Source organism: Pseudomonas sp. P4_B4 (genome assembly GCF_056402255.1).
The window spans coordinates 249,948-276,535 of record NZ_JBFUHS010000001.1; the positions used below are offsets into that span (position 1 = coordinate 249,948).

The 26,588-nt window shown below is 59.0% G+C and carries 26 protein-coding genes; 9 read left to right on the forward strand and 17 right to left on the reverse strand.

Annotation, left to right across the window (positions count from 1 at the left end; translation table 11 throughout):
- Positions 1 to 3: 3 nt before the first annotated feature.
- Positions 4 to 387 (reverse strand): helicase, encoded by a 384-nt coding sequence (locus AC1DVE_RS01215; protein WP_223455296.1) that lies wholly within the window; start codon positions 385 to 387, stop codon positions 4 to 6.
- 1,723 nt (positions 388 to 2,110) lie between these two features.
- Here AC1DVE_RS01215 and AC1DVE_RS01220 point away from each other — a divergent pair.
- The gene (locus AC1DVE_RS01220; RefSeq protein ID WP_223532306.1) at positions 2,111 to 2,506 is read left to right on the forward strand and encodes a DUF6124 family protein; all 396 of its coding nucleotides are present in this window, start codon (positions 2,111 to 2,113) and stop codon (positions 2,504 to 2,506) included.
- Positions 2,507 to 2,595: 89 nt separating this feature from the next.
- Here AC1DVE_RS01220 and AC1DVE_RS01225 read toward each other — a convergent pair whose 3' ends face one another.
- The 3 genes from AC1DVE_RS01225 to AC1DVE_RS01235 all read right to left on the reverse strand — a co-directional run bounded on the left by AC1DVE_RS01225 (position 2,596) and on the right by AC1DVE_RS01235 (position 4,403).
- Positions 2,596 to 2,871 carry an HU family DNA-binding protein gene (locus AC1DVE_RS01225; protein ID WP_003195589.1) on the reverse strand — a complete coding sequence of 92 codons (276 nt, stop codon included), beginning with the start codon at positions 2,869 to 2,871 and terminating at the stop codon, positions 2,596 to 2,598.
- Between the two features lie 194 nt (positions 2,872 to 3,065).
- The gene (locus AC1DVE_RS01230; protein ID WP_085716194.1) at positions 3,066 to 4,214 is read right to left on the reverse strand and encodes an NAD(P)/FAD-dependent oxidoreductase; all 1,149 of its coding nucleotides are present in this window, start codon (positions 4,212 to 4,214) and stop codon (positions 3,066 to 3,068) included.
- A gap of 18 nt (positions 4,215 to 4,232) precedes the next feature.
- Positions 4,233 to 4,403: a rubredoxin gene (locus AC1DVE_RS01235; protein ID WP_007995385.1), complete on the reverse strand. Its 171-nt coding sequence runs from the start codon at positions 4,401 to 4,403 to the stop codon at positions 4,233 to 4,235.
- A gap of 199 nt (positions 4,404 to 4,602) precedes the next feature.
- Between AC1DVE_RS01235 and AC1DVE_RS01240 the strand changes: the two genes are divergently transcribed.
- Together AC1DVE_RS01240 and ubiA are read left to right on the forward strand one after the other, a co-directional pair.
- A complete protein-coding gene (locus AC1DVE_RS01240; RefSeq protein ID WP_223455292.1) occupies positions 4,603 to 5,166 on the forward strand; it encodes a chorismate--pyruvate lyase family protein in 564 nt (187 codons plus the stop codon).
- On the forward strand, positions 5,166 to 6,056 hold the full coding sequence (gene ubiA, locus AC1DVE_RS01245) for a 4-hydroxybenzoate octaprenyltransferase (RefSeq protein WP_223532304.1): 891 nt from the start codon (positions 5,166 to 5,168) through the stop codon (positions 6,054 to 6,056). Before AC1DVE_RS01240 ends, ubiA begins: the two co-directional genes overlap by 1 nt.
- A gap of 78 nt (positions 6,057 to 6,134) precedes the next feature.
- Here the strand turns inward: ubiA and AC1DVE_RS01250 are convergent, their stop codons facing one another.
- Positions 6,135 to 6,518, reverse strand: coding sequence for a COG4315 family predicted lipoprotein (locus AC1DVE_RS01250; protein WP_223455288.1), 384 nt, complete (start codon positions 6,516 to 6,518; stop codon positions 6,135 to 6,137).
- 153 nt (positions 6,519 to 6,671) lie between these two features.
- On the opposite strand from AC1DVE_RS01250, the gene phoB reads away from it, so the two are divergent.
- The 3 genes from phoB (at position 6,672) to AC1DVE_RS01265 (ending at position 10,265) form a co-directional block, all read left to right on the forward strand.
- Entirely contained in the window at positions 6,672 to 7,361 is a 690-nt protein-coding gene (gene phoB / locus AC1DVE_RS01255) for a phosphate regulon transcriptional regulator PhoB (protein WP_003229608.1), read from the forward strand.
- Between the two features lie 152 nt (positions 7,362 to 7,513).
- Positions 7,514 to 8,800, forward strand: coding sequence for a phosphate regulon sensor histidine kinase PhoR (gene phoR, locus AC1DVE_RS01260; protein ID WP_259674430.1), 1,287 nt, complete (start codon positions 7,514 to 7,516; stop codon positions 8,798 to 8,800).
- A gap of 124 nt (positions 8,801 to 8,924) precedes the next feature.
- Complete coding sequence (locus AC1DVE_RS01265) at positions 8,925 to 10,265, forward strand: hemolysin family protein (protein ID WP_046038913.1); 1,341 nt, start codon at positions 8,925 to 8,927, stop codon at positions 10,263 to 10,265.
- Positions 10,266 to 10,302: 37 nt separating this feature from the next.
- Here AC1DVE_RS01265 and AC1DVE_RS01270 read toward each other — a convergent pair whose 3' ends face one another.
- From AC1DVE_RS01270 to AC1DVE_RS01305, 8 genes are all read right to left on the reverse strand, one after another.
- Entirely contained in the window at positions 10,303 to 11,199 is an 897-nt protein-coding gene (locus AC1DVE_RS01270) for a peptidoglycan DD-metalloendopeptidase family protein (protein WP_223455286.1), read from the reverse strand.
- 235 nt (positions 11,200 to 11,434) lie between these two features.
- The gene (locus tag AC1DVE_RS01275) at positions 11,435 to 12,343 is read right to left on the reverse strand and encodes a response regulator (protein ID WP_223543172.1); all 909 of its coding nucleotides are present in this window, start codon (positions 12,341 to 12,343) and stop codon (positions 11,435 to 11,437) included.
- Positions 12,344 to 12,511: 168 nt separating this feature from the next.
- Positions 12,512 to 13,273 (reverse strand): phosphate signaling complex protein PhoU, encoded by a 762-nt coding sequence (phoU, locus tag AC1DVE_RS01280; RefSeq protein ID WP_046038908.1) that lies wholly within the window; start codon positions 13,271 to 13,273, stop codon positions 12,512 to 12,514.
- 111 nt (positions 13,274 to 13,384) lie between these two features.
- Positions 13,385 to 14,218 (reverse strand): phosphate ABC transporter ATP-binding protein PstB, encoded by an 834-nt coding sequence (gene pstB / locus AC1DVE_RS01285; protein ID WP_007995399.1) that lies wholly within the window; start codon positions 14,216 to 14,218, stop codon positions 13,385 to 13,387.
- A 171-nt stretch (positions 14,219 to 14,389) separates the two neighbouring features.
- A complete protein-coding gene (pstA, locus tag AC1DVE_RS01290; RefSeq protein WP_223455282.1) occupies positions 14,390 to 16,060 on the reverse strand; it encodes a phosphate ABC transporter permease PstA in 1,671 nt (556 codons plus the stop codon).
- Between the two features lie 15 nt (positions 16,061 to 16,075).
- Positions 16,076 to 18,109, reverse strand: a complete 2,034-nt coding sequence (locus tag AC1DVE_RS01295; protein ID WP_223455497.1) for an ABC transporter permease subunit — start codon at positions 18,107 to 18,109, stop codon at positions 16,076 to 16,078.
- 412 nt (positions 18,110 to 18,521) lie between these two features.
- Positions 18,522 to 19,523, reverse strand: coding sequence for a phosphate ABC transporter substrate-binding protein PstS (locus tag AC1DVE_RS01300; protein ID WP_007992839.1), 1,002 nt, complete (start codon positions 19,521 to 19,523; stop codon positions 18,522 to 18,524).
- 202 nt (positions 19,524 to 19,725) lie between these two features.
- The gene (locus AC1DVE_RS01305) at positions 19,726 to 21,024 is read right to left on the reverse strand and encodes an MFS transporter (protein WP_223455280.1); all 1,299 of its coding nucleotides are present in this window, start codon (positions 21,022 to 21,024) and stop codon (positions 19,726 to 19,728) included.
- A 363-nt stretch (positions 21,025 to 21,387) separates the two neighbouring features.
- Between AC1DVE_RS01305 and AC1DVE_RS01310 the strand changes: the two genes are divergently transcribed.
- Together AC1DVE_RS01310 and AC1DVE_RS01315 are read left to right on the forward strand one after the other, a co-directional pair.
- On the forward strand, positions 21,388 to 21,792 hold the full coding sequence (locus AC1DVE_RS01310; protein WP_007942704.1) for an acyl-CoA thioesterase: 405 nt from the start codon (positions 21,388 to 21,390) through the stop codon (positions 21,790 to 21,792).
- A gap of 69 nt (positions 21,793 to 21,861) precedes the next feature.
- Positions 21,862 to 22,761, forward strand: a complete 900-nt coding sequence (locus tag AC1DVE_RS01315) for a D-hexose-6-phosphate mutarotase (protein WP_223455279.1) — start codon at positions 21,862 to 21,864, stop codon at positions 22,759 to 22,761.
- 58 nt (positions 22,762 to 22,819) lie between these two features.
- On the opposite strand, the gene AC1DVE_RS01320 is transcribed toward AC1DVE_RS01315, so the two are convergent.
- From AC1DVE_RS01320 to purE, 4 genes are all read right to left on the reverse strand, one after another.
- Positions 22,820 to 23,356 carry a DUF3299 domain-containing protein gene (locus AC1DVE_RS01320; RefSeq protein ID WP_223455277.1) on the reverse strand — a complete coding sequence of 179 codons (537 nt, stop codon included), beginning with the start codon at positions 23,354 to 23,356 and terminating at the stop codon, positions 22,820 to 22,822.
- A gap of 87 nt (positions 23,357 to 23,443) precedes the next feature.
- Positions 23,444 to 23,689 (reverse strand): GlsB/YeaQ/YmgE family stress response membrane protein, encoded by a 246-nt coding sequence (locus AC1DVE_RS01325; protein ID WP_008030708.1) that lies wholly within the window; start codon positions 23,687 to 23,689, stop codon positions 23,444 to 23,446.
- Positions 23,690 to 23,955: 266 nt separating this feature from the next.
- Complete coding sequence (locus AC1DVE_RS01330) at positions 23,956 to 25,038, reverse strand: 5-(carboxyamino)imidazole ribonucleotide synthase (RefSeq protein ID WP_223455275.1); 1,083 nt, start codon at positions 25,036 to 25,038, stop codon at positions 23,956 to 23,958.
- Positions 25,039 to 25,049: 11 nt separating this feature from the next.
- Positions 25,050 to 25,541 (reverse strand): 5-(carboxyamino)imidazole ribonucleotide mutase, encoded by a 492-nt coding sequence (gene purE / locus AC1DVE_RS01335; RefSeq protein ID WP_223455273.1) that lies wholly within the window; start codon positions 25,539 to 25,541, stop codon positions 25,050 to 25,052.
- A 462-nt stretch (positions 25,542 to 26,003) separates the two neighbouring features.
- Here purE and AC1DVE_RS01340 point away from each other — a divergent pair, with 462 nt between their 5' ends.
- Positions 26,004 to 26,567 carry a zinc metalloprotease gene (locus AC1DVE_RS01340; protein ID WP_223455271.1) on the forward strand — a complete coding sequence of 188 codons (564 nt, stop codon included), beginning with the start codon at positions 26,004 to 26,006 and terminating at the stop codon, positions 26,565 to 26,567.
- Positions 26,568 to 26,588: the final 21 nt, after the last annotated feature.

Consider the following 26,588-nt stretch of genomic DNA (forward strand, 5'->3'; position numbering starts at 1 on the left):
ACCTCAAGCCTTGGGCTTGGCCTTCTTCGGCTTCAAATACTTGGTCAGCCCCTGGAACCAGATCACCAGCGCCGGGCTGCCCTTGATCTGAATCGACTTGTCCTGAATCCCTGTCATGAACGCCAGTTGCTTGTTCTTCGCCTGCATCGTGGCAAAGCCGTACGCGGCGTCTTTAAAGGCAATCGCAAACGCAGGCTCGGCATGCACACCCGATTGGCTGGTGATGCGCTGGTCCTTCACGCGGAAATGCCGCGCCACTTTCCCGTCCAGGGTCTGCAACTGGAACACCAGGTCCTTGTCACCCAACTGCTGCTGAAACGCCGGATTGGTCCGGCTGGCCTTACCCATCAACAAACCCAGCATCCACAGCAGAAAACGAAATTTCATGCGCACAGCCTCAGAAGAAAAATGAACGGCTGGGGCAGTTTAACGGCTTCGAACGAGAACGCCACCATTGCGTATCGTTAGAGGGAGATGGTGTTATTTTTGACGCTGATGACTACCAAGTCACGGAGCAAGTAGAGTGATGTAGTCGTTCCCAGCAGGATGCTTCTACCGGCAGAAGTCGACCCTTTGCAGACATTCATAACGTCTAGGTTCAGCCGCGGGGTTGCCGGACCGAAGCGGAGTCAAGGTCATCGGCTGGAATAGCTTGCTAGATGCGGCTACTCGCACCATACATCGCACTTTTCGCGTGTTCTCAGGTTTAGAAGCTCTGCGCTTGTACAAACACCGAGCGGGCTTCCCTCTAGAAATAGAACTTCGTCTCCTTCTTCCCAGCCCAGGCAATAAGTTCGTGATTCAAATTTTTCTCCGTTGATAATGAAAAACTCATCGTTATGAGCCACCTCGATTTTATAGCTCTCATGACCTGAGCTTCTGCTTGGTGTGCTGTAGAGCTGGCGTGGAGCAGGAGACGCGGCTGCGCGTGGTTGTTGGGGAGCGGATTGTGTGCCACGAAGAACTGCCGACTCTCTTTGAACGCATGCCAGAAATAGCGAAGGCCCTAGCGATGTAGAACAGGAGCTGAACAACCATTGCTTTTGTTCTTCGGTAAGAGATGAAATGTTTGGTAACCCGTCTGCCAGTGCAGCTTTCTCGCGGGTGAGGCAGCTAATGGTAAGAGACGGGCCGAGAGAGTCAGAACAGCTTCTTATGACCCAAGCCCGCAGCTCCGGATTTAGGCTGGAGAGGTCTGGTTTTCCACGCGAAGCTGCTGACGCTTCCCGCTCGACGCAGCTTGACCAGAGAGACGGCCCGAGGCTGCGAGTACATGAACGATTGACCCAATCGCGTGCGTCGGGAGAAAGCTTAGATAAGGCCGCGTCAGGATCTTGAGCTATCGCTGACTGAGCGACCAAAATCGCAAGAGATGTGAAAAACTTAAGTCGTAATCGCATGTGTCTCCCGCATCTAGCTACCATTTAGCGACATTGCTCTCGCATTTAAACGCGATAGTAATGTCGTATGACGCTCCTTGATGTCCTGTACGCCCTTGTTTTTCCTCGGGTGGCCACAGCAAAAGCGAACCGATCCAAGGAGAAACACGATAAAGATAACAAGCCAAGCTGCTTGATCAGTGTAGGCGGCAAATCAAACTACACTGCCAGCAGCTTTATTGACCTCTTTTGGCCGTTTTCTGCCTGTTTGTCTCACTGCAGCAGTGTGTAGCCCATTGTCGATCATGAATATGAAGCATCACGGTCGAGCTCGACTTGATTCCCAGTGATACTCCATGCAAATGGGTGTTTAAGGCGAGTGCGACTTCGTCTCTAATCCCCCTCAACCTTCTCAGACATTTCCTTCGAAATGCCGAGCCCTCCATGAACTAGGCACCCTCCACATCCGCAGCTAACCTCTGCCAGCCACCGCAAAAAACGGTGACACGGACGTGCAAGTCCGGTACATATCGCCGCGCAACTGCCTCGCAAACCTTTGAGCATAAACATGCTTTTTGGATCGCTATATGGCGGCTGTGCGTGGGAGGTCCCTTTGGGGTCTGCCGGGGTCCGATATGCCCGGTCTTGCACACCTGCGTACGGCTGCCACCAACATTCGAATGCAAGCGAAACGGTGTCAGTCCCTTACCTACACATATCGGGATACACCAATGATTAAGCCAACACCTAATCCGCCAGAAGATCCGGCCACATCCCCCTACGAATCCCTCGATTCCAAAAAACTCCACGAAGCCGCCGAACGCGCCCTCGATCACTATCTCGCCCCACCAAAACAGACACCAACGAAACGCAGCGGCCAACTTTTCAGTGTCTGCCAGGACATCAATACCGAAGCACTCCTGGCCAACGCCTCGGAAGACCTGCTGTCCATCAGCGCCATCGCCGCTGACCTGGCCGATGATGTAGACGGCTCGCGCCGCTCAGTAGCCCTGGCGATCAGTCGCGTGGCTGAGGGGGCGCATTTGCTGGTAGAGCGGGCGCTGGATCATCTGGATGAACCGGAAATGGCGGCGATTCTCGCCAAGCAACAAAGCGGGCTCGGCTGATTCGCCGCCCACAAAAAATGGGCACCCAACCCTGGTTGGCGTGCCCATTTTTTATTCCACTCCCCCGCTGCGCGGGAGGTGAAAACGGATTACGGATTAACGCTGTCTTTCAACGATTTGCCTGGCTTGAACGCAACGGTGTTGCTGGCCTTGATTTTGACGGGTTCACCGGTTTGCGGGTTTTTGCCGGTGCGGGCACCGCGATGGCGTTGCAGGAAGGTGCCGAAGCCCACCAGCGTCACGCTGTCTTTGCGGTGCAGGGCACCGGTGATTTCTTCAAGAACGGCGTTGAGAACGCGGTTGGCTTGTTCTTTGGTGAGGTCTGCTTTTTCAGCAATGGCTGCAGCGAGGTCTGGTTTACGCATGTGAGTGAAGCCCCTTTGACGGTTTGTTGTTGTTATGTCCGTGCTGCTCTCTACGGAGCAGCGCCAAAAGCGCCGCAGGTGCTCTACTCTGCGGCAGACGGGAGTGAGGATGGCACGCAGTGAGGCCCCGCGCCAGTATCGGCGCGGCCATTGTTAGGGCAAAAGGGGGGTGATTCCGACAGAACGACCGGTATTTACGCCAACAGAGCCGGAAGCTCTTTGTTCAGGGCCAGTTTTTCCATCACGGCGGCACCGGTGAGCGCATAGCCGAGCAGCTTGCCCGCGGCATCGCGGCATAAAACCTTGATGTCGGCGCCCTGCCCTTCGACTGTCCAAATGCCCTCTGCGCCCCGTGGTGGCGGGGACACTACCAGCGGGCAGACCGGGGTTTTGACGGTGATTGGCATCGGGCCATAGGTGACGGCGGTCGGGTTGCCAGCCAGGGTTTGTGCCAGCGCCCTCGCACAGCTCATCAGGGGCATGACGTACAGCAGATTCAGCCCATCGACCTCGGCACAGTCGCCCAGGGCGTAGATGTTGGCGTGGGAGGTTTTCAAGTGCCGGTCGACCATGACGCCACGGTTAACCTGCAAACCGGCCGCTGCCGCCAGGTCGACGCGTGGGCGCAGGCCAATGGCCGAGACCACCACGTCGCACGGGATCACCTGGCCATCGGACAGGTGTGCTTCCAGGCCGTCAGCCACGCGTTGCAGGCGATTGAGCACCGGCCCGAGGTGGAAGCGCGCGCCGAGGCTTTCGAGGCCAGCCTGCACCGCAGCGGCGGCCGCCGGGTGCAGCAGGGTCGGCATGACTTGTTCGCACGGCGCAACCAGTTGCACTTCGTAGCCACCCAGGGTCAGGTCGTTGGCGAACTCGCAGCCGATCAGACCGGCACCGAGCAGCAGCACGCGGCGCTTGCCGGCCGCCGCCGCACGGAAGCGTGCGTAGTCTTCCAAGTCGTTGATCGGGAATACGCAATCCGCCGCATCGCCTTCAATGGGCACGCGCACGGTTTCGGCGCCCCAGGCCAGGATCAGGTCGCGGTAGATCACCGCTTCTTCACCGATCCACAGGCGCTTGTGGCCCGGGTCGATGCCGCTGATGCGCGTGTGGGTGCGTATTTCGGCCTTGAGTTGCTCGGCCATGGCGCCGGGTTCGGCCATGCTCAGGCCGTCGGCATCCTTGTTTTTGCCGAAGCCGGTGGAGAGCATCGGCTTGGAGTAGGAGCGCCCGTCATCGGCGGTAATCAGCAGCAGCGGGGTTTCGCTATCGAGTTTGCGAAACTCGCGGGCCACGTTGTAGCCCGCCAGGCCGGTGCCAATGATTACGACAGGTGCGTTCATTCCTTACTCCTCAATTATTCAGGCAGCGATTTCGATCATTTCAAAATCCATTTTGCCCACACCGCAGTCCGGGCACAGCCAGTCTGCCGGGACGTCTTCCCAACGGGTGCCCGGCGCAATGCCGTCATCCGGCCAACCGTCGGCTTCGTTGTAGATCAGGCCGCAGACGATACATTGCCACTTTTTCATCAGGTACTTCCTCAGGGTTCAGGCGTTTTGCCGGCCGGACGGTCGATGGTTGTAGCACTGCCGTCCAACTCAGCGCGTTTTGTACTGATCGGGGCCTTTAGATGCAAGTCTGTTCGGCGTAACGGCAGGCCAATTCAATCGATATCGGTGGCTGACATGTTAAGCTCGCCGCCTCATTTGCTGCCAATAATGACTCATTGTGCATCACACAGAATTCCCCTCTCCAGCTCCTCTCTGGCTCTCGCGCAGCGAACTGGCACCCCTCCCCGACGCCTCCACCCTCGACTGGCTGTTCGACGAAGGCTCGCTAACCAGACGTCTGATTCATCTGTCGAATGATGCCTTCAGCGTCTCGCCGATGTTCGAAGGCTGGCAACCCCTGCGTGCCGACGAATGCGCAGCGCTGGACCTGGCCGATGGCAGTGAGGGCTGGGTGCGCGAGGTGTATTTGCGCGGTCATGGCCAGGCGTGGGTGTTTGCGCGCAGCGTGGCGTCACGCAGTGCATTGCAAGGCGACGGCTTGCACATGGACGAACTGGGCAGCCGCTCGCTGGGCGAATTGCTGTTTTGCGATCAGGCCTTCCAGCGCCGGGCCATCGAGGTTTGCCATTATCCGCAAGCGTGGCTGCCCGCCGAGGTGCAATCGCCTGGGCTGTGGGGCCGCCGTTCGCGCTTCGACCGCGGTGCCTTGAGCGTTTTGGTGGCCGAAATATTCCTGCCTTCCCTGTGGGACGCCGCCTGCGCCCAATCGGAGAACCGTTGATGTACCAAAGCCTGCTCAAGTCCTTGAACCGCTTGAACCCTCGGGCCTGGGATTTCATTCAGCTGACCCGCATGGACAAGCCGATCGGCATTTACCTGCTGCTGTGGCCAACGCTGTGGGCGCTGTGGATTGCCGGCAAGGGGTCGCCGTCCCTGGCCAACATTGTGATTTTCGTCCTCGGCGTGGTGCTAACCCGCGCTGGCGGCTGCGTGATCAACGACTGGGCGGACCGCAAGGTCGATGGTCATGTGAAGCGTACCGAGCAGCGGCCGCTGGTGAGCGGCAAGATCAGCTCCAAAGAGGCGCTGGTGTTCTTTGCATTGCTGATGGGCGTGAGCTTCCTGCTGGTGCTGTGCACCAATGCCGCGACCGTTTGGCTGTCATTGGGCGGCCTGGCGCTGGCGTTCAGTTACCCGTTCATGAAGCGCTACACCTATTACCCGCAAGTGGTGCTGGGCGCCGCATTTTCGTGGGGGATGCCGATGGCGTTCACCGCAGAAACCGGTGAATTGCCGGCTACCGCGTGGCTGCTGTGGATCGCCAACCTGATGTGGACCGTGGGCTACGACACGTATTACGCGATGACCGACCGCGATGACGACCTGAAGATTGGCGTGAAATCCACGGCGATTCTGTTCGGCGACGCGGACCGGGTGATCATCCTGACCCTGCAAGGGCTGGCGCTGGGTTGCCTGTTGTTGGCGGGTTCGAAGTTCGACCTTGGTGGCTGGTTCCACCTCGGATTACTGGTGGCAGCTGGCTGCTTTGCGTGGGAGTTCTGGTACACCCGCGACAAGGACCGGATGCGCTGCTTCAAGGCGTTTTTGCACAATCACTGGGCGGGTTTGGCGATTTTCGTCGGGATTGTGCTGGATTACGCGCTACGTTGAAGCGTCAAAAAGATCGCCGCCTTCAGCAGCTCCTGCAGAGCAACGTAGGCAGCGATCTGGTGCGGCAGGCTACAACCGTTACATATGCTCGTGAACGACGTGCCAGACGTCTTTCTTCTTGTCACCCTTCATTTCTCCGGGTGCCTTGTCGTCCTTGTAGTAGTACAGCGGCTTGCCGCCGTAGGACCATTGCATTGTGCCATCGTCACGCTTGACGGCTGTCCACTTACCTTCAGCCTTGGCACCCGCCGGCGCCATCATTGGCGGCCAGTATTCGGCGCACTCACCGCTGCACATCGACTTGCCATCCTTGTCCTTGTCGTACGTGTACACAGTCATGCCCTTGTGATCGACCATCATGCCGTCTTTCATCATCGCCGGGTCGGCGGCAAAGGCCAGTGTCGGCAGCGTTAACGCAGCAGTGACCAGCAAAGCCTTCCAGGATTGAGCAATGTAGTTCATGGAAACCTTCCTTTTGTGGTTGTCAGGATTCGGAATTAGAGCTTAGTCCAGGTTCGCTACAATCGCAGGGCAACTAAAATACTGTCACACGACTGCAATAATTCCGTTATCTAATGCGGCGCAAGACAGTTAAATGACAAGAGGATTAAGGGCATGGTTGGCAGGAGCATTCTGATCGTCGACGACGAAGCGCCTATTCGCGAAATGATCGCCGTTGCATTGGAAATGGCCGGCTATGACTGCCTGGAGGCTGAAAACTCCCAGCAGGCCCACGCCATTATCGTCGACCGCAAACCGGACCTGATCCTGCTCGACTGGATGCTGCCCGGCACGTCCGGCATCGAACTGGCCCGTCGTCTCAAGCGTGATGAACTGACCGGGGACATCCCGATCATCATGCTCACCGCCAAGGGTGAAGAGGACAACAAGATCCAGGGCCTGGAAGTCGGCGCTGACGACTACATCACCAAACCGTTTTCCCCCCGTGAGCTGGTAGCGCGCCTGAAGGCCGTGCTGCGTCGCGCGGGCCCGACCGATGGCGAAGCACCGATCGAAGTCGGCGGCCTGCTGCTGGACCCGATCAGCCACCGCGTGACCATCGACGGCCGTCCTGCCGAGATGGGCCCGACCGAATACCGCCTGCTGCAATTCTTCATGACCCACCAGGAGCGCGCCTACACTCGTGGCCAGTTGCTGGATCAGGTCTGGGGCGGCAACGTCTACGTCGAAGAGCGTACGGTTGACGTGCACATTCGCCGCCTGCGCAAAGCCCTCGGCGATGCTTACGAAAATCTGGTACAAACCGTGCGCGGCACTGGCTATCGGTTCTCAACCAAGGCCTGATAACAACAGCTGCAAGCTTTAAGCTACAAGCGGCAAGCTAAAAGCCAAACCGCCTCAAACTTGCAGCTTGAGGCTTGAAGCTCAAAACTGCTTCTATTCAAGGACGTATTTTTTTCGTGAACCAAAACTGGCATGGCACCCTGATTCGCCACATGCTGCTGCTGGTCACCGCCTGCCTGGTGATCGGCCTGATCACCGGCTATTACGGCTGGAGCCTCGCCGCAGGCCTGGGTCTTTACCTGGCCTGGACCCTCAAGCAATTGCTGCGTCTGCACGAGTGGCTGCGCCTGCACAAACCCGATGAAGCGCCACCCGACGGCTACGGCCTGTGGGGCGAGGTGTTCGACAGCATCTACCACCTGCAACGCCGCGACCAACGGGTACGCGGGCGCCTGCAAGCGGTGATCGACCGGGTTCAGGAGTCCACCGCCGCACTCAAGGATGCGGTGATCATGCTCGACACCGACGGCAATCTGGAGTGGTGGAACCGCGCCGCTGAAACCCTGCTGGGCCTCAAGACGCCACAGGACAGCGGCCAACCGGTGACCAACCTGGTGCGCCATCCGCGCTTCAAGGAATACTTCGAGCAAGACAGCTACGCCGAGCCGCTGGAAATCCCCTCGCCAACCAACGACCGCGTGCGCATCCAGCTGTACATCACCCGTTACGGCAACAACGAACACTTGATGCTGGTGCGCGATGTGACGCGCATCCATCAGCTTGAGCAAATGCGCAAAGACTTCATCGCCAACGTTTCCCATGAACTGCGCACACCGTTGACGGTGATCTGCGGCTACCTGGAAACCTTGCTCGACAACGTCGACGAGGTGAACCCGCGCTGGGGCCGTGCCTTGCAGCAGATGCAGCAACAAGGCGGACGCATGCAGACCCTGCTCAATGACCTGTTGTTGCTGGCCAAGCTGGAAGCCACCGATTATCCGTCGGACAACCAGCCGGTGCCGATCGACGGCTTGCTCCAATCGATCAAGAGCGACGCGCAGCAGTTGTCCGGCCAGAAAAACCAGAAAATCACCCTGGAAGCCGACCCGACAATTCTGCTCAAGGGCAGCGAAGCGGAGTTGCGCAGCGCGTTTTCCAACCTGGTGTTCAACGCGGTGAAATACACTCCGGCCGAAGGCAATATCCGCATTCGCTGGTGGGGCGATGACCAGGGGGCGCACCTGAGCGTGCAGGATTCCGGGATCGGCATCGATGCCAAACACCTGCCGCGCCTGACCGAACGCTTCTATCGCGTCGACTCCAGCCGCAACTCCAACACCGGCGGCACTGGCCTGGGGCTGGCGATCGTCAAACACGTTTTGTTACGTCATCGGGCACGGATGGAAATCAGCAGCGTACCGGGCCACGGCAGCACCTTTACCTGCCACTTTGCCCCGGCTCAGGTCACCAAATCACGGGTTATCAGCACCGCCGATTGATACCGGCCAGCACGAGCCACTAGGCAATCGCCAAGTCAGCCGCTACATTGGCTGACTTGCGCCTGCTTTTCAGGCGCAGTTTTTTCTTTCCTTCTCGAATTCACGGAACCCGCAAAACTCCATCATGGACCCTTCCCCTGGCTTGACCCTCGCTACAATTTTCGCCGACTTCGGCATGATTCTTTTTGCTCTGATCCTGGTTTTGCTCAACGGATTTTTCGTTGCGGCGGAATTTGCCATGGTCAAGTTGCGCTCGACCCGGGTCGAGGCCATCGCTGATAAACACGGCTGGCGCGGGCACATCCTGCGCACCGTACACAGCAAGCTCGACGCATACCTGTCCGCCTGCCAACTGGGTATCACCCTCGCCTCCCTGGGCCTTGGCTGGGTTGGTGAGCCGGCGTTCGCACTCATTCTCGAACCGCTGCTCAGCGCGGTGGGCGTCCAATCGGACGAAGTGGTCAAAGGCATATCGTTCTTCACCGCCTTTTTCATCATTTCGTACCTGCACATCGTGGTCGGCGAACTGGCCCCGAAATCCTGGGCGATCCGCAAACCCGAATTGCTGTCGCTGTGGACCGCCGTGCCGCTGTACCTGTTCTATTGGGCCATGTACCCGGCCATCTACCTACTCAACGCCAGCGCCAACACCATCCTGCGCATTGCGGGGCAAGGTGAGCCCGGCCCGCATCACGAGCATCACTACAGCCGTGAAGAACTGAAACTGATCCTGCACTCCAGCCGTGGCCAGGACCCGAGCGACCAAGGCATGCGTGTATTGGCCTCGGCGGTGGAAATGGGTGAACTGGAAGTGGTCGACTGGGCCAACTCCCGCGAAGACCTGGTGACCCTGGAGTTCAACGCGCCGCTCAAGCAGATCCTGGCGATGTTCCGTCGCCACAAGTTCAGCCGCTACCCGGTATACGACAGCGAGCGCCAGGAGTTCGTCGGCCTGCTGCACATCAAGGATCTGCTGCTGGAACTGGCGGCGCTGGACCACATTCCCGAGTCGTTCAACCTCGCCGAACTGACCCGCCCGCTGGAGCGCGTGTCGCGGCACATGCCGCTGTCGCAGTTGCTGGAACAGTTCCGCAAGGGCGGCTCGCACTTCGCCGTGGTCGAAGAGGCCGACGGCAACATCATCGGCTACCTGACCATGGAAGACGTGCTGGAAGTGCTGGTGGGCGACATCCAGGACGAACACCGCAAGGCCGAACGCGGGATCCTCGCGTATCAGCCGGGCAAACTGCTGGTGCGGGGCGATACGCCGCTGTTCAAGGTTGAACGGCTGCTGGGCATCGACCTCGACCACGTCGAAGCCGAAACCCTTGCCGGGCTGGTCTACGAGAGCCTCAAGCGCGTTCCCGAAGAGGAAGAAGTGCTGGAAGTCGAAGGCCTGCGGATCATCATCAAGAAGATGAAAGGGCCGAAGATCGTTCTGGCCAAGGTGTTGATGCTGGATTAACTGGCTTGCCCGCGATGGCGTCAGACCAGACAACGCATCACTGCTTGCCCAACGCAAAGTTGGGCAGCGCGCTGACCGGCTGGTTGAACTGGTACGGAATCGATACCAGCCCCAGCCCGGTATTGCGCTGCACCACGAAGTGCAAATGCGGCCCGGTGCTGTTGCCGGTGTTGCCGGACAAGGCCAGCGCACTGCCTACCCTTACCTGCTGACCTTCCCGAACGCAGACCGAGCCTTTCTTCAGGTGCAGGTAAACGCCCATGGTCCCGTCATCGTGCAGCACCCGCACGAAATTGCCGGATGCGTCGGTGCCGCGCCCGCTCTGTTTGTTCTCGGTTTTCACCACCACCCCGCCTCGCGCGGCAATGATCGGCGTGCCCTCAGGCATCGCGATGTCTATGGCGTATCGGCTCTTGGGCCCGAAGTGGCTGTAGGGGCCATTGGCGCCCTGGCTTATCCGGAACGGTCCACCACGCCAGGGCAACGGGTACCGATAGCCCACCGTGGGCCCTGAGGGGTCGCCCAGGGAGTATTTGAACTTCGGGACGTACGCGAGGGGCCTCCCACCTTTAGTCGCCGTAAGCTGCGCCAGGCGAACGCTGCTGCGTAGCGGTATCACGCGCCGAATCGTCCCGCCCGGCACACCACTGGCGTTCTTCACCCCGGCAAAACTCAATTCGACCTCTACCGGCGCATACAGGTCATTGCGCACGTACACGCTGTGCACGCCGTTCTTCTTCATGATGATGAGGCGCACCTGACGCTCAAGGTGCTCGACCATGCCATCGCGAAAAACGAACACATGGGCGCCTTTGCTTGGGCGGTCGCTGTAGGAAACCACGCCATAGACGTCTTTGGATTTGTAGATGGTCATGGCCACGGCCGAGGTGGCGACCATGAACAGGCCACATAAAAGCAGCAGGCGCGTGAACATGAGCAAGGATTCTGTCGAGTGAGGCCCGGGATTGAGCCTAGCAGCTGCAATGGACCCGGGTAGTCGGCAGATGTTTCAGAAAGGGTGTTCAGCAGATGTGCGGTAGCAGTGATGGCCCCTTCGTCGGATCGCCGCCCGGAGCAGGCCCGCTCCCACAAGGAAACGTATTCCAATGTGGGAGCGACGGTGCGGCGATCCGACCTGCTCGCGATGGCGGACTATCTGGCCTGCAACATTAAGCGCCCGGAATGAAATGCTTCTGCGCCGTACCCCGCGCAATCAGGCGGGAAATGTAATCGAGCTTCTGCGCGTCCTGATCGACAAAGCGGAAGGTCAGTTGCAGCCAGTCGCTGTCGGGCTTCGGTTCGTGGGCCACGACGGCGTGTAGATAGCCGTTGAGGCGGGCGACTTCGGCGTTGTCGCCCTGCTCCAGATCCAGCACGGCGCTGTCGAGGATCTGCGGCAGGGTCTCGGTACGCTTGACCACCAACAGGGCTTCCTTGAGACTCAAGGCCTTGATCACGCATTGCGCGATGCCGTTCGGCAAACGCAGTTGACCCTGTCCACGGCCACTGGTGGGTGCCGAAGAGGCCGCAGGCGCCTTGACCGGCGGGTTGTTGAGCAAGCCTTTGGACGGTGCGGGTGCGGGTGCGGCCGTTGGCGTGGCGACGGGCGCCTTGCCACTGGTCAAGGCGGCGAGGGAGTCGTTACCGAATGCCGGACTCGTTTTGGTCGCGGCTACGTTGATCAAGGCATCGAGTTTGCCGACCTTGTGCAGCGCCTGCTTGACCTTGGTGAGCAGTTGCTCGTTGGTGAACGGCTTGCTGACGTAACCGGAAACTCCGGCCTGGATCGCCTGGACGACGTTCTCCTTGTCGCCACGGCTGGTCACCATCACGAAGGGCATGGTTTTGAGGTTGTCTTGCTCGCGGCACCAGGTCAGCAGTTCCAGGCCAGACATTTCCGGCATTTCCCAGTCGCACAGGACCAGGTCGAAGGCTTCCTTGGCCAGCATGGCCTGGGCCTTTCTGCCGTTGATCGCGTCTTCGATCCGCATACCCGGGAAATAATTGCGCAGGCACTTTTTCACCAAGTCACGAATGAACGACGCGTCGTCCACGACCAACACACTGACCTTACTCATCCACCACCCCTTTAAAAAATCCCGGCCAGCATACCGCCTTGCTGATGGCACATTGCCAAAAAACCTTCAGTCACGCCGGACTTTTCGTTCGCGGGCGCTGCTTTTCGAATTCGTAAGCCGCAAACAAAAACGCCCGGCCAAAAGGCCGGGCGCTTTACTTGGGCAACCTTACTTATCGTCAGTTTTGCCCGGAACATTAGCGCTTTCGCCACTGGTTCCTTCGACTTCTTCCTTCATGCGCTTGAGCCCCAGGTGCCGCACGTCGGTGCCGCGTACCAGGTAGATCACCAGCTCCGAGATATTGCGCGCGTGGTCGCCGATACGCTCCAGCGAACGCAGCACCCAGATAATGCTCAGAACCCGCGAAATGGAACGCGGATCTTCCATCATGTAGGTGGCCAGTTCACGCAGGGCGGTCTTGTATTCGCGGTCGATGATCTTGTCGTACTGCGCCACCGACAAAGCCAGTTCGGCGTCGAAACGGGCGAAGGCGTCCAGTGCATCGCGGACCATGTTGCGCACCTGGTCACCGATGTGGCGCACTTCCACATAACCACGCGGCGCTTCGCCTTCTTCGCACAGCTGGATGGCGCGACGAGCGATCTTGGTCGCTTCGTCACCGATGCGCTCCAGGTCGATCACCGACTTGGAAATGCTGATGATCAGGCGCAGGTCGGACGCTGCCGGCTGACGACGGGCCAGAATGCGCAGGCATTCCTCGTCGATGTTGCGTTCCATCTGGTTGATCTGGTCGTCAATCTCGCGCACCTGCTGGGCCAGGCCGGAGTCGGCCTCGATCAGCGCGGTCACCGCGTCGTTGACCTGCTTCTCAACCAGCCCGCCCATGGCCAGGAGGTGGCTGCGCACTTCCTCCAGTTCGGCGTTGAACTGCTGGGAGATGTGGTGTGTAAGGCCTTCCTTAGAAATCATGTTGTCTGCTCCGCAAAAGCTGTGAGCTGCAAGCTACAAGCTGCAAGCTGATGTGTGTCGTACCCGAACCGCTCTGACTTGCCGCTTGAAGCTTGCGGCTCGTGGCTGCTGCTAGCCATAGCGACCGGTGATGTAGTCTTCGGTCTGCTTCTTCGCCGGATTGGTGAACAGGGTATCGGTGTCGCCGAACTCGACCAGCTTGCCCATGTACATGAACGCGGTGTAATCGGACACCCGCGCCGCCTGTTGCATGTTGTGGGTCACGATCACGATGGTGAACTTGGATTTCAGTTCGTAGATCAGCTCTTCGACTTTCAGCGTGGAGATCGGGTCGAGTGCCGAGCACGGTTCGTCGAGCAGCAGCACTTCCGGTTCAACGGCGATGGTACGGGCGATCACCAGACGCTGCTGCTGACCACCGGACAGGCCCAGTGCCGACTCGTGCAGACGGTCCTTGACCTCGTCCCACAGTGCCGCGCCTTTCAACGCCCACTCAACGGCTTCGTCGAGGACGCGCTTCTTGTTAATGCCCTGGATGCGCAGACCGTAGACCACGTTTTCGTAGATGGTTTTCGGGAACGGGTTGGGCTTCTGGAACACCATGCCAACGCGACGACGCAGCTCGGCCACGTCTTCGCCCTTGCGGTAGATGTTGCTGCCGTACAGGTTGATTTCGCCTTCAACGCGGCAGCCGTCAACCAGGTCGTTCATGCGGTTGAAGGTACGCAGCAGCGTCGACTTGCCACAGCCGGACGGGCCGATGAAGGCGGTCACGCGCTGTTTCGGGATGTTCATGCTGACGTCGTACAGCGCTTGTTTTTCGCCGTAGAACAGGCTCAGGCCCGGCACTTCGATGGCTACGGTTTCCTGCTCGAGGTTCAGACTCTGCTTGTCGCGACCCAGCGCCGACATGTTGATGCCGTGGGTATGTGCTTCGTGCTGCATGGGAGGCTCCCTGTGCTAACAAATTCGGTTCGGAACGCCGCTTCGCGGCATGCCCAATAATGTCCGGCTGGACGCGTTCTACTGTGGGAGCGGGCTTGCCCGCGAAGTGGCCATCCCGGCCGCCAAAAGCTTCGCGAGCAAGCCCGCTCCCACAAGGTCCGCGCCGACCAATTAACTATCCAGCGCCTTGTACTTCTCGCGCAGGTGGTTACGGATGTACACCGCCGACAGGTTCAACGTGGCGATCACCAGCACCAGCAACAGCGCCGTGGCGTACACCAGCGGTCGTGCGGCTTCGACGTTCGGGCTCTGGAAGCCGACGTCGTAGATGTGGAAGCCCAGGTGCATGATCTTCTGGTCCAGGTGCAGGTACGGGTAGTTACCGTCCACCGGCAGCGACGGCGCCAGCTTCACCACACCCACCAGCATCAGCGGCGCCACTTCACCCGCGGCGCGCGCCACGGCGAGGATCATGCCGGTCATCATCGCCGGGCTGGCCATCGGCAGCACGATCTTCCACAAGGTTTCAGCCTTGGTCGCGCCGAGGGCCAACGAGCCTTCGCGCACGGTGCGAGGAATCCGCGCCAGACCTTCTTCGGTGGCCACAATCACCACCGGCACCGCCAGCAGCGCCAGGGTCAACGAAGCCCAGAGCAGACCCGGTGTGCCGAAAGTCGGCGCCGGCAGTGCTTCAGGGAAGAACAGACGGTCAAGCGAGCCACCCAGCACGTAGACGAAGAAGCCCAGGCCGAACACGCCGTAAACGATGGCCGGAACACCGGCCAGGTTGTTCACCGCGATGCGGATCACCCGGGTCAGCGCGTTCTGCTTGGCGTATTCACGCAGGTACACCGCCGCCAGCACGCCGAACGGGGTCACGATCATCGCCATGATCAGGGTCATCATCACGGTGCCGAAGATGGCCGGGAAGATCCCGCCTTCGGTGTTCGCCTCACGCGGGTCGTCGCTCAGGAACTCCCAAACCTTGCTGAAGTAGAAACCGATCTTGGTCGTCGTGCTCATGGCGTTCGGCTGATAGGCGTGAACCACTTTGCCGATGCCTATTTCGATTTCCTTACCGTTCGCATCACGGGCGGTCAGGCTGTCGCGGTTGAACTGCGCATGCAGATCGCTCAGGCGCGCTTCAACATCCTGATAGCGAGCATTGAGTTCGGCGCGCTCGGATTCCATATCCGCTTGTGCAGTGGCGTCGAGTTTGCCATCCAGTTCAAGCTTGCGACCGTGCAAACGGATGCGCTCGAGACCGGCGTTGATCGCGCCGATGTCGGTTTTTTCCAGGTTCTTGAGCTGTGCAGCCAGCTTGTTGACGCGGTCGACACGGGCCTGCAGCTCAGGCCATGCGGCTTCGCCTTCAGCAATGACTTTGCCATCCTGTTTGACGTTGACCAGGTAACCGTAGAAGTTGCCCCACTCGCGACGCTCAATGGCCATCAGCTCCGGCGGCGTCGTCTGGTTGGTCAGCCACTCGCCGACGATCCAGGTGAAGTCGTTGCCGTTCAGGTCACGGTTGCCGACCTTGATCAGCTCGCGGGTCATGAACTCCGGGCCTTCGTCAGGCACTGGCAGACCAGCGCTCTTCAGACGGGCACGGGGTACTTCTTCCTTCTGTACCACTTCACCGATGACCAGGTGCTGGCCCTGGCCCGGTACGTCGTAGCTGGCGTGGATCAGATCCGCCGGCCAGAAGTGACCCAGGCCGCGCACGGCAATCACTGCCAGCAGGCCAATGGTCATGATGACCGCGATGGACACCGCGCCACCGCTGATCCAGACGCCGGGGGCGCCGCTCTTGAACCATCCATTCAGGGAGTTCTGTTTCACAGACTTCTACCTTTCTTAAAGCGACGAGTATTTCTTGCGCAGACGCTGACGGATCAGTTCTGCGAGGGTGTTCATGACGAAGGTGAACAACAGCAGCACCAGCGCCGAGAGGAACAGCACGCGGTAGTGGCTGCCGCCGACTTCCGATTCGGGCATTTCCACTGCAACGTTGGCTGCCAGGGTGCGCAAGCCTTCGAACAGGTTCATTTCCATGACCGGGGTGTTACCGGTGGCCATCAACACGATCATGGTTTCACCGACCGCACGACCCATGCCGATCATCAGCGCCGAGAAGATGCCCGGGCTCGCGGTGAGGATCACCACGCGGGTCATGGTCTGCCATGGCGTGGCACCGAGGGCCAGGGAGCCCAGGGTCAGGCCGCGAGGCACGCTGAACACGGCGTCTTCGGCGATGGAGTAGATGTTCGGGATGACCGCGAAGCCCATGGCCAGGCCGACCACCAGGGCGTTGCGCTGGTCGTAGGTGATGCCCAGGTCGTGGGAGATCCACATGCGCATGTCACCACCGAAGAACCAGTTCTCCATGAACGGGCTCATGTACAGCGACAGCCAGCCCACAAACAGGATCACCGGAATCAGCAGCGCACTTTCCCAGCCATCCGGGACTTTCAGGCGGATTGACTCAGGCAGGCGGCTGAAGGTGAAACCGGCGACCAGGATGCCGATCGGCAACAACATCAGCAGGCTGAAGATCCCCGGCAAGTGCCCTTCGACATAAGGTGCGAGGAACAGACCGGCGAAGAAACCGAGGATCACCGTCGGCATCGCTTCCATCAGCTCGATCACCGGCTTGACCTTGCGGCGCATGCCCGGGGCCATGAAGTACGCGGTGTAGATTGCAGCGGCGACGGCCAGGGGTGCGGCCAGCAGCATGGCGTAGAACGCGGCTTTCAAGGTACCGAAGGTCAGCGGCGACAGGCTCAGTTTCGGTTCGAAGTCGGTGTTGGCGGCGGTCGATTGCCAGACGTATTTAGGCTCGTCGTAGTTTTCGTACCAGACCTTGCTCCACAGTGCGCTCCACGAGACTTCCGGGTGCGGGTTGTCGAGCAGCAGCGGGTGCAACTTGCCGCTGGCTTCCACGATCACGCGGTTGGCGCGAGGCGACAGACCGAAAACGCCCTGGCCTTCAGCAACCGGCTCCACCAGCAAGGTGCGGTGGGCAGTGCTGTGGAACACGCCAAGCTTGCCGGAAGCGTCGAGGGCAACGAAGCCCTTGCGGCGTTCTTCGGCAGTGATTTCAACGATAGGCGTGGTGCCCATCTGGAAGGTGCGGATCTGCTTCAGGCGTTGCTCGCCATCGGGGTCGCGCGCCATGAACCACTGGGCCAGACCACCTTTGGAGTCACCGATGATCAGCGAGATGCCGCCCACCAGTTGGGTGCTGGCGGTGACTTGCGCTTCACCGTCATCAAGCAGTTTGTAGCGACCGTTGAGGCTCTTGTCGCGCAGGCTGAACACGTCGGCCTGGGCACGACCGTTGATCACGTACAGCCACTGCTGCCGCGGGTCGACGAAGATGTTCTTCACCGGCTCGTTCATCTGCGGCAGTTCGATGCGTTTCTGCTCGTTGGTGACTTCGCCGGTCATCATGTTCTCTTCGCTGGTCAGCGACAGAACATTGAGTTGTGAACCGGTGGCGCCAACCAGCATCAGGGTCGAGTCGTTGGCGTTGAGGCTGACGTGCTCCAGCGCACCGCCGGCTTCGTTGACCGCGATTGGCGCTTCGCCGTACGGGTACTCGATGGCCGGGGTGATGGTTTTCTTGCCTTCCGGGTAGCTGACTTTATAGGTGTGGCGGAACACCAGGGCCTGGCCGTTGGACAGACCCACTGCCACCAGCGGGTGACCTGGCTGGTCTTCAGCGATGGAGGTCACGGTGGTGCCGGCCGGGATCAACAAATCGACGCGCTTGAGTTCGGCGCCACTGTCGATGTCGAAGAACAATGCCTGGCCCTTGTCGGAAACCCGCATCGCAACCTGGTTCTGTTCTTCCAGGGAGATCATCAGCGGTTTGCCGGCTTCTTGCATCCAGGCTGGCGTGATGGCGTCCTTGGCGGTCAGGCTGGCACCCTGGAACAGGGGCGCGACGACGTAGGCAAGGAAGAAGAAGATCAAGGTGATCGCGCCCAGTACAGCGAGGCCGCCAACGAGGACGTACCAGCGGGTCAGACGATCTTTGAGCGCGCGAATGCGGCGCTTGCGTTGGAGCTCAGGCGTATTGAAATCAATTCGCTTGGGGGGATTAGTAGTCATGTTGGAATTGGCCAGATCATTCATGCGCACACCCTAGCGATCCTGTATGACAGAAAGATGACAATGCAGTGACGCAACAAATCCGCCGCTAGCGGTAACCAGCAGCGGATAGAGAATTTGAGGTGTATGGGGGCGGCTCCTGCCGCCCCCATGTGAGTCCAGAGGGATTCACTCTAGACTCAATTTGTTACTTTTTTGCGACTTCAGCGCCACCTTCCGCGAGGCCCAGGTCAGCCAGAGCTTTGGCAGCTACTTTGGCCGGCAGTGGGATGTAACCGTCTTTCACTACAACTTCCTGACCCTGTTTCGACAGAACCAGTTTCACGAACTCGGCTTCCAGCGGGGCCAGAGGCTTGTTCGGGGCTTTGTTCACGTATACGTACAGGAAGCGGGACAGCGGGTACTTGCCGTTCAGGGCGTTTTCTTCGGTGTCTTCGATGAACTCGGTGCTGCCCTTCTTGGACAGAGCAACGGTTTTCACGCTAGCGGTCTTGTAACCGATGCCCGAGTAACCGATGCCGTTCAGCGAGGAGCTGATCGACTGAACGACCGAAGCCGAACCTGGTTGCTCGTTCACGTTTGGCTTGTAGTCGCCTTTGCACAGGGCTTCTTCTTTGAAGTAGCCATAAGTGCCGGATACCGAGTTACGACCGAACAGTTGAACCGGCTTGTTGGCCAGGTCGCCGGTCACGCCCAGGTCACCCCAGGTTTTGACTTCGGTTTTAGCGCCGCACAGACGAGTGGACGAGAAGATCGCGTCAACCTGTTCCATGGTCAGGTGCTGGATCGGGTTGTCCTTGTGTACGAATACAGCCAGGGCGTCCACGGCAACCGGGATAGCGGTTGGTTTGTAGCCGTACTTCTGCTCGAAGGCAGCCAGTTCGGTGTCCTTCATCTTGCGGCTCATCGGGCCCAGGTTGGAGGTGCCTTCAGTCAGCGCAGGTGGCGCAGTGGCGGAGCCAGCGGCCTGAATCTGGATGTTTACGTTCGGGTATTCTTTTTTGTAGTTCTCAGCCCAGAGGGTCATGAGGTTGGCCAGGGTATCGGAACCAACGCTGGACAGGTTGCCCGACACACCAGTGGTCTTGGTGTAGCTCGGGATAGCAGGGTCAACAGCGGCAACCGCGTTGGCAGTCGCAACGCCAGCAGCGACAAAAGTCATTGCCGCCATCAAACGCTTCAGTTTCATGCCTTACTCCTAGCAGATAGGGTGTGTTATTCGGGGCCAAGTATCAGCAGGCCGTGTGAACACTCTATGGCTGAAATATGACAATTGGATGAAAGGCCAGTATTCCACTCGGAAGGCTGGCCTTTCAGTTGTAACTGTAAATGTAGGAATTGGCGGGATTTAGCCGGGAACGCAGCGCGCAACCGTTGCCACTACTAACGGATCAACGGCCTTTCTTCCATAGCCAGGCGCCGACCAGAATCCCCACCCCACACAGCACCGCCACATAATAAGCAGGCCCCATCGCACTTTCCTTAAGCAACAGGCTGACGATCATCGGCGTCAGACCACCGAAAATCGCGTAGGCCACGTTGTACGAGAACGACAAGCCGCTGAAACGCACCACCGGCGGGAAGGCCTTGACCATCACATACGGCACCGCGCCGATGGTGCCGACCAGCAGACCGGTCACGGCATACATCGGGAACAGCCAGTCGGGATGGTCTGCCAGGCTGTGGTAGAAGGTCCAGGAACTGGCCAGCAACGCGGTACAGCCGATCACGAAGACTCGTCCCGCACCGAAGCGGTCGGCCAGTGCGCCGGCAATGATGCAACCAAAACTCAGGAACACGATCGCCACGCTGTTCGCCTGCAGGGACGTGGTTGGCGAGAAGTGATAGACCGTCTGCAAAACGGTCGGGGTCATCAGGATCAACACCACGATGGCGGCCGACAGCAGCCAGGTCAGCAGCATCGAAATGGCGATGGCACCACGATGGTCACGCAGCACCGCGCGCAACGGCACTTCCTCGGCCAGGGCCTTGCGCTGTTGCAGCTCGGCGAACACCGGGGTTTCGTGCAGCCAGCGACGCAGGTACACCGAGAACAGACCGAACACGCCCCCCAGCAGGAACGGAATGCGCCAGGCGTAATCCGCTACTTCCACCGAGGTATAGAGGCTGTTGATCGCCGTGGCCACCAGCGAACCGAGCAAGATGCCCGCCGTCAGGCCGCTGGTCAGGGTGCCGCAGGCGTAGCCGACATGCCGCTGCGGAACGTGTTCGGAAACGAAGACCCACGCCCCCGGCACTTCACCGCCAATGGCCGCGCCCTGGATCACCCGCATCAGCAACAGCAGGATCGGCGCCCACATGCCGATCTGCGCATAAGTCGGCAGCAAGCCCATGATCAGGGTCGGCACCGCCATCATGAAAATGCTCAGGGTGAACATTTTCTTGCGGCCCAGCAGGTCGCCGAAGTGCGCCATCACGATGCCGCCCAGCGGCCGCGCCAGGTAGCCAGCGGCGAAGATGCCGAAGGTCTGCATCAGGCGTAGCCACTCGGGCATGTCCGCCGGAAAGAACAACTTGCCCACCACCGTGGCGAAGAACACGAAGATGATGAAATCGTAGAACTCCAGCGCGCCGCCCAGGGCCGACAGCGATAGAGTCTTGTAGTCGTTGCGGGTCAGCGGACGTGCGGGTTGGTCTGGCTGCGCGATGCTCGAGGGCGCTGTGGTCATGGCAAGGGCTTCTCTTATAGTCGGATCTGCAACCTCAACAACGCTGGCTGAGGTTTGGGCAGGTCCGGCACGATAGCAAATTGTTCGAAAAAGCACATAGAGGTGCGTTTTTGACAGTCAAAATGAGAACCGGACGGTCGTCGCGGAGTCTACCGACCGATATACTCAAACCTTGCTCCGGTTTTTGAGGGGTTGCTGTGCGAAAACGCCTGTCAGGTTCATAGGCGATTTCGCAGAGTTTCCCTTTAGGCGCCTTATGGAAAACGTGACGAACGTAGTATGTTCGGTGCTGAATCGTTTTTCCCGAAGACGGCTACCACCAGCAATACCAACGAAGAGTCACGGGTCAGAGGCACCCCCGGAATGATAGAGCTCGAACAAGAAGATCCGATCCCGCAAGGCGACCTGGCCCTGCAAATCACCGCGCTTCCTCGCGAAACCAACGGCTTTGGCGATATCTTCGGTGGCTGGCTGGTGGCGCAGATGGATTTGGCAGGTACCGCGATGGCCAGCAAGGTCGCCGGTGGACGCGTTGCCACCGTTGCAATCGACCGCATGGCCTTTCTGGTTCCGGTGGCGGTGGGCGCTCAGCTCTCCTTTTATACCCAGGCCCTGGAAATCGGTCGCAGCTCGATCAAGATGATGGTCGAGGTCTGGAGCGACGATCCACTGTCCAGCGAGTGGCGTAAAGTAACCGAAGCGGTGTTTGTGTTCGTTGCCATCGACGGCAGCGGCCGCACCCGTTCGGTTCCGCCTCGGGCTCGCTGAAAGAGCTTCTAAACCTAGCAGCCGTTTTGCGGTCGATAGTCGTCCACGTTACTGATCGAGAGCTGTCCCATGAGCACGCCCAATGTTGAAGCCGTAAAGCTGGATGAACTGAACTGCTGGCGCATCCGTCACGGTCAGGCCGAATTACTGGTGGCCCAGCAAGGCGCGCACATCCTCAGCTATCAACTGGCCGGCCAGCCGCCGCTGATCTGGCTCAACGACGAGGCTGTGTTCAAGACCGGGAAAAGCATCCGTGCCGGCGTCCCTGTGTGCTGGCCGTGGTTCGGCAACTTTGAACGCAACCCGCAAAGCGTGCAGGCGATGCGCACCAGCAATGAAGCGCCGTCGGCTCACGGCTTCGTGCGAGCGATGGATTGGGAACTGGGCGGCATCGAAGCCGAAGGCGAAAGCCTGAAGGTCGAATTCCTCCTGCCCTACCCCGAAGGCGGCTTTCCCGGCTGGCCGCACCAGGTGGATTTGACGCTGAGCATTCGCCTCGACGAGCAATTGCACATCCATCTGATCAGCCACAACCGGGGCGCTCAAACCGTCAGCATCAGTCAGGCGCTGCACAGTTACTTTGCCGTCAGCGATGTGCGCGAAGTGCATGTCGAAGGTGTGGATGGCCTGAGCTACATCGAAACGCTGGACAACTGGAAAACCGTTACCCAGACCGGTGATTTGCGTTTTACCGGCGAGACAGATCGCATCTACCTGGACGTCCCGTCGCAGTTGAGCATCGTCGATCCAGCTTGGGAGCGACGCATCGAACTGACCAGCATTGGCTCGCGCACCGCGGTGATCTGGAACCCATGGATCGACCGCGCCGCCGCGTTCAGCGACATGGCCGACGATGGCTGGCAGCACATTCTGTGCATCGAGACGGCGAACGTGATGGGCGATGTGGTGAACCTGAAACCAGGGGCAAGCCACACCCTGGGTGTGAGCGTCGGTAGCAAGCCGCTCTAACAAACGCAATAAATCCCTGTGGGAGCGAGCTCGCTCCCACATTGGTTTGGTGCTGTCCTTAAAGATCCGACTCTTTCACTACCCGCACCGTCTGCGCATCCAGCGCATACGCCGCATCGGCCAAGTCATTGCTGACCTTCTCGACTTTCAGCGTGCCAGTAACCCACAGCGGCGTGTAGATATCGTTCAGCTTCAGGCCCTTGGGATAGCGCACCAGCACCAGTTGATTGGGTGGCGGTGGTGGCACGTGGATGCAGGCGCCCGGGTACGGCACCAGGAAGAACAACGTACTGCGGCCCTTGGCGTCGGACTCCAGCGGCACCGGGTAACCGCCAATGCGGATATTCTTGTCGTTCATCGACGCAACGGTCTTGGTCGAGTACATCACCGCCGGCAAGCCTTTGGCCTGCTTCATCCCACCCTTGTCGGTGAAAGTGCCATTGGCTTCAGGGGAGTTGTGGTCGATTTCAGGCATGGCCTCGAGGGCCTTCTGGTCCGACTTGGGCATCAGTTCGAGCCAGTCGGTTTCCGGCAGTTCGCCGGCATGGGCAAGGCCCGTTCCCAATAAAAGTAGAGTCAGCAGAAGACGGCGCATGAAGGAGCTCGGTATAGGAAGGATCAGGAAACGCCGAGCATTCTAGCCCTCCCGGCTTGTGCGGCCGAGAGGACTTTGTCACTTGGTTCAGTTCTTTTTGATCAGTCCGTAGATCACCAGCAACACAACGGCGCCTACCAGTGCACCGATGAAGCCTGCGCCCTGGCCAGCCTGATAGATGCCCAGGGCTTGACCGCCGTAAGTGGCCGCCAGCGAACCGCCGATACCGAGCAGGATGGTCATGATCCAGCCCATGCTGTCATCGCCCGGTTTGAGGAACCGCGCCAGCAGGCCGACAATCAAGCCGATAAAGATGGTTCCGATGATTCCCATGGCATTTCCCTCTGATTTGGTAGATGTGTCCTGTCTCACCAATAATGTTCCTCTTTTGACGAGTGACTGTTGTTGTCAGGCAAGGCGCCGCGACGAGTCATAGCTGGCTATGGCGAGGAGCGGCAACGCAGCATGACGGCAACAGACACCGTCAAAAAGGAACAGTATTGGTGAGACAGGACACCTAGCCAAAGCCTAGTCAGACTTTGGCATCCTGCCATGAGAGAACGGCGGTCCCTGAATGGTTCCGCCGCAGCCACATGAAACTATTCGGCGATCAGCGCTTCGACCTTGAGGATCTGCGCGGTCAGCGTTTCGCGATCTGCACAACGCAGGTTGGCGTGACCGACCTTGCGGCCGACCTTGAAGGCCTTGCCGTAGTGATGCAGATGGCAATCGGCGATGGCCACGACCTTCTCGGTGTCCGGCACTTTGCCGATGAAGTTGAGCATCGCGCTCTCGCCAACTTTGGCCGTCGAACCCAACGGCAGACCGGCAACGGCCCGCAGGTGGTTTTCGAATTGGCTGCACTCGGCGCCTTCGGTGGTCCAGTGCCCTGAGTTGTGCACCCGCGGGGCAATTTCGTTGGCCTTGAGGCCACCGTCGACTTCAAAGAACTCGAACGCCATCACGCCGACGTAATCCAGCTGCTTGAGCACACGGCTGGAGTAGTCTTCGGCCAGGGCTTGCAACGGGTGATCGGTGCTCGCCACGGACAGCTTGAGGATGCCGCTTTCGTGGGTGTTATGTACCAGCGGATAGAAGCGGGTTTCACCATCGCGGGCACGCACGGCGATCAGCGAGACTTCACCGGTGAACGGCACGAAGCCTTCCAGCAGACAGGTCACGCTGCCCAGCTCGGCAAAAGTGCCAGCCAAATCTTCAGGGGTGCGCAGGACTTTCTGACCCTTGCCGTCGTAACCCAGAGTACGGGTCTTCAGCACCGCCGGCAGACCGATGGAAGCCACGGCAGCGTCCAGATCAGCCTGGGACTGAATGTCGGCGAACGCCGGGGTAGGAATCCCCAGGTCCTTGAACATGCTCTTCTCGAACCAGCGATCGCGGGCGATGCGCAGGGCTTCGGCGCTCGGATAGACCGGAACGAATTGCGACAGGAAGGCCACGGTCTCGGCCGGAACGCTTTCGAACTCGAAGGTCACCAGATCGACTTCATCGGCCAACTGACGCAGGTGATCCTGATCGCCGTAATCGGCTCGCAGGTGTTCGCCCAACGCGGCTGCGCAAGCATCCGGCGCCGGGTCCAGGAAAGCGAAGTTCATGCCCAGCGGAGTGCCCGCCAGTGCCAACATGCGACCCAACTGGCCGCCACCGATTACACCGATCTTCATCGTCAACAACCTCAGGCGATGCGTGGGTCTGGATTGTCCAGGACGCTGTCTGTCTGCTCAGCACGGAAGGTTTTCAGCACCGTATGGAACTGCGGGTGCTTGGCGCCAAGGATACTCGCCGACAGCAGGGCTGCGTTGATCGCGCCCGCCTTGCCGATGGCCAGGGTGGCGACCGGAATGCCCGCTGGCATCTGCACAATGGAAAGCAGCGAATCAACGCCCGACAGCATTGCGGATTGTACTGGTACGCCCAGCACCGGCAGGTGGGTCTTGGCCGCACACATGCCTGGCAAGTGGGCCGCGCCACCGGCACCGGCGATGATCACCTCGATGCCACGCGCCTCGGCTTCTTCAGCGTACTGGAACAGCAGGTCCGGGGTACGGTGGGCAGAGACCACTTTCACCTCGTAAGGGATGCCGAGCTTTTCCAGCATATCGGCGGTGTGGCTAAGGGTGGACCAATCGGACTTGGAGCCCATGATCACGCCAACCAGTGCACTCATCGTCGTGCCTCTTCTCTCTGGGCGCCCGCAGGCGCGTCAAAAAACAACAAGCCACGCAGGATGCGTGGCTTGATTGTACGAATTATGGCCGGTCGTAACCGGCCGAAGGCCGCGCAGTATACCTCAATGAGGCAGATAAACAGCCCCTGTTGCGACCATCTGTCATCGGATGCAAATCGGCAATTTTATTGACTTAAGGATCAAGAAAATTCCCGCACCAATGGCTCTACTCAAACACCAAATCCATCTAAAAAAATTAATCTCTAAAAGTGCACAGCAACAACTTTTAAAACACTACCAAACATTCAAACAAAATATCAATTATATATAAGCTCTCAACACCATCGAGTTGAAAGCCTATCGAACAAAAGCGAAATTTCTCCAATGATCGGCATTCAAGATTTTACATTCCCACACAACTTGATCAAGACTAAAAATCACGCATTTTAAAAGGAACCACCTATGGCAAAGCGACCAATTATGCTGATCGTATTCATACACAATGACTTGGAAGGAACTAACGAAGACCTGCTCTACCAAGACCACTTCGATTGGCTGGCAGATGAAATTGCACGAATTTCAGGCCGTATCACCGACGTTACCTTCGTGCAACCTTCAGATGCACCGGCCTTGAGCAGCCTGGACTATAAAACCGAAGATCTGGACGACCTGTTTGTGTCGCTAGAGGCTGGACTTTTGAAATACATTAACAGCGCAAAATCCGCTATTCACGACAACAGCATTTACAAATGTTTACTCTTAACGCGCGACAGCATTAATAAAACAACTTTAGGTGTTGCCTATACCCCGGGCAACTTGGGAATCGCCTCGTTCGATCCGAAATCCACTGCAGCCCACGAGTTCGGTCACATGTTCAATGCAACGCATCAAGACAGTGGCGACGTTAGAACTTACTGGGGTCACGCCAAGTCGGTCATGTATGCAACTACAGAGAAAACTGCTGCGTTCAGCTTCAGCAGTAAAAATCAGGAGAATATTCGCAACTACCTCAAACGGTATGGCTAACAGTGAACGACACCCTTTCAG

Coding starts and splice junctions, on each gene's coding strand:
- AC1DVE_RS01215 (WP_223455296.1), bottom strand. CDS start 387: ATGAAATTTCGTTTTCTGCTGTGGATGCTGGGTTTGTTGATGGGTAAG.
- AC1DVE_RS01220 (WP_223532306.1), top strand. CDS start 2,111: ATGATTAAGCCAACACCTAATCCGCCAGAAGATCCGGCCACATCCCCC.
- AC1DVE_RS01225 (WP_003195589.1), bottom strand. CDS start 2,871: ATGCGTAAACCAGACCTCGCTGCAGCCATTGCTGAAAAAGCAGACCTC.
- AC1DVE_RS01230 (WP_085716194.1), bottom strand. CDS start 4,214: ATGAACGCACCTGTCGTAATCATTGGCACCGGCCTGGCGGGCTACAAC.
- AC1DVE_RS01235 (WP_007995385.1), bottom strand. CDS start 4,403: ATGAAAAAGTGGCAATGTATCGTCTGCGGCCTGATCTACAACGAAGCC.
- ubiA (WP_223532304.1), top strand. CDS start 5,166: ATGTACCAAAGCCTGCTCAAGTCCTTGAACCGCTTGAACCCTCGGGCC.
- AC1DVE_RS01250 (WP_223455288.1), bottom strand. CDS start 6,518: ATGAACTACATTGCTCAATCCTGGAAGGCTTTGCTGGTCACTGCTGCG.
- phoB (WP_003229608.1), top strand. CDS start 6,672: ATGGTTGGCAGGAGCATTCTGATCGTCGACGACGAAGCGCCTATTCGC.
- phoR (WP_259674430.1), top strand. CDS start 7,514: ATGCTGCTGCTGGTCACCGCCTGCCTGGTGATCGGCCTGATCACCGGC.
- AC1DVE_RS01265 (WP_046038913.1), top strand. CDS start 8,925: ATGGACCCTTCCCCTGGCTTGACCCTCGCTACAATTTTCGCCGACTTC.
- AC1DVE_RS01270 (WP_223455286.1), bottom strand. CDS start 11,199: ATGTTCACGCGCCTGCTGCTTTTATGTGGCCTGTTCATGGTCGCCACC.
- AC1DVE_RS01275 (WP_223543172.1), bottom strand. CDS start 12,343: ATGAGTAAGGTCAGTGTGTTGGTCGTGGACGACGCGTCGTTCATTCGT.
- phoU (WP_046038908.1), bottom strand. CDS start 13,273: ATGATTTCTAAGGAAGGCCTTACACACCACATCTCCCAGCAGTTCAAC.
- pstB (WP_007995399.1), bottom strand. CDS start 14,218: ATGCAGCACGAAGCACATACCCACGGCATCAACATGTCGGCGCTGGGT.
- AC1DVE_RS01295 (WP_223455497.1), bottom strand. CDS start 18,109: ATGCAAGAAGCCGGCAAACCGCTGATGATCTCCCTGGAAGAACAGAAC.
- AC1DVE_RS01300 (WP_007992839.1), bottom strand. CDS start 19,523: ATGAAACTGAAGCGTTTGATGGCGGCAATGACTTTTGTCGCTGCTGGC.
- AC1DVE_RS01305 (WP_223455280.1), bottom strand. CDS start 21,024: ATGACCACAGCGCCCTCGAGCATCGCGCAGCCAGACCAACCCGCACGT.
- AC1DVE_RS01310 (WP_007942704.1), top strand. CDS start 21,388: ATGATAGAGCTCGAACAAGAAGATCCGATCCCGCAAGGCGACCTGGCC.
- AC1DVE_RS01315 (WP_223455279.1), top strand. CDS start 21,862: ATGAGCACGCCCAATGTTGAAGCCGTAAAGCTGGATGAACTGAACTGC.
- AC1DVE_RS01320 (WP_223455277.1), bottom strand. CDS start 23,356: ATGCGCCGTCTTCTGCTGACTCTACTTTTATTGGGAACGGGCCTTGCC.
- AC1DVE_RS01325 (WP_008030708.1), bottom strand. CDS start 23,689: ATGGGAATCATCGGAACCATCTTTATCGGCTTGATTGTCGGCCTGCTG.
- AC1DVE_RS01330 (WP_223455275.1), bottom strand. CDS start 25,038: ATGAAGATCGGTGTAATCGGTGGCGGCCAGTTGGGTCGCATGTTGGCA.
- purE (WP_223455273.1), bottom strand. CDS start 25,541: ATGAGTGCACTGGTTGGCGTGATCATGGGCTCCAAGTCCGATTGGTCC.
- AC1DVE_RS01340 (WP_223455271.1), top strand. CDS start 26,004: ATGGCAAAGCGACCAATTATGCTGATCGTATTCATACACAATGACTTG.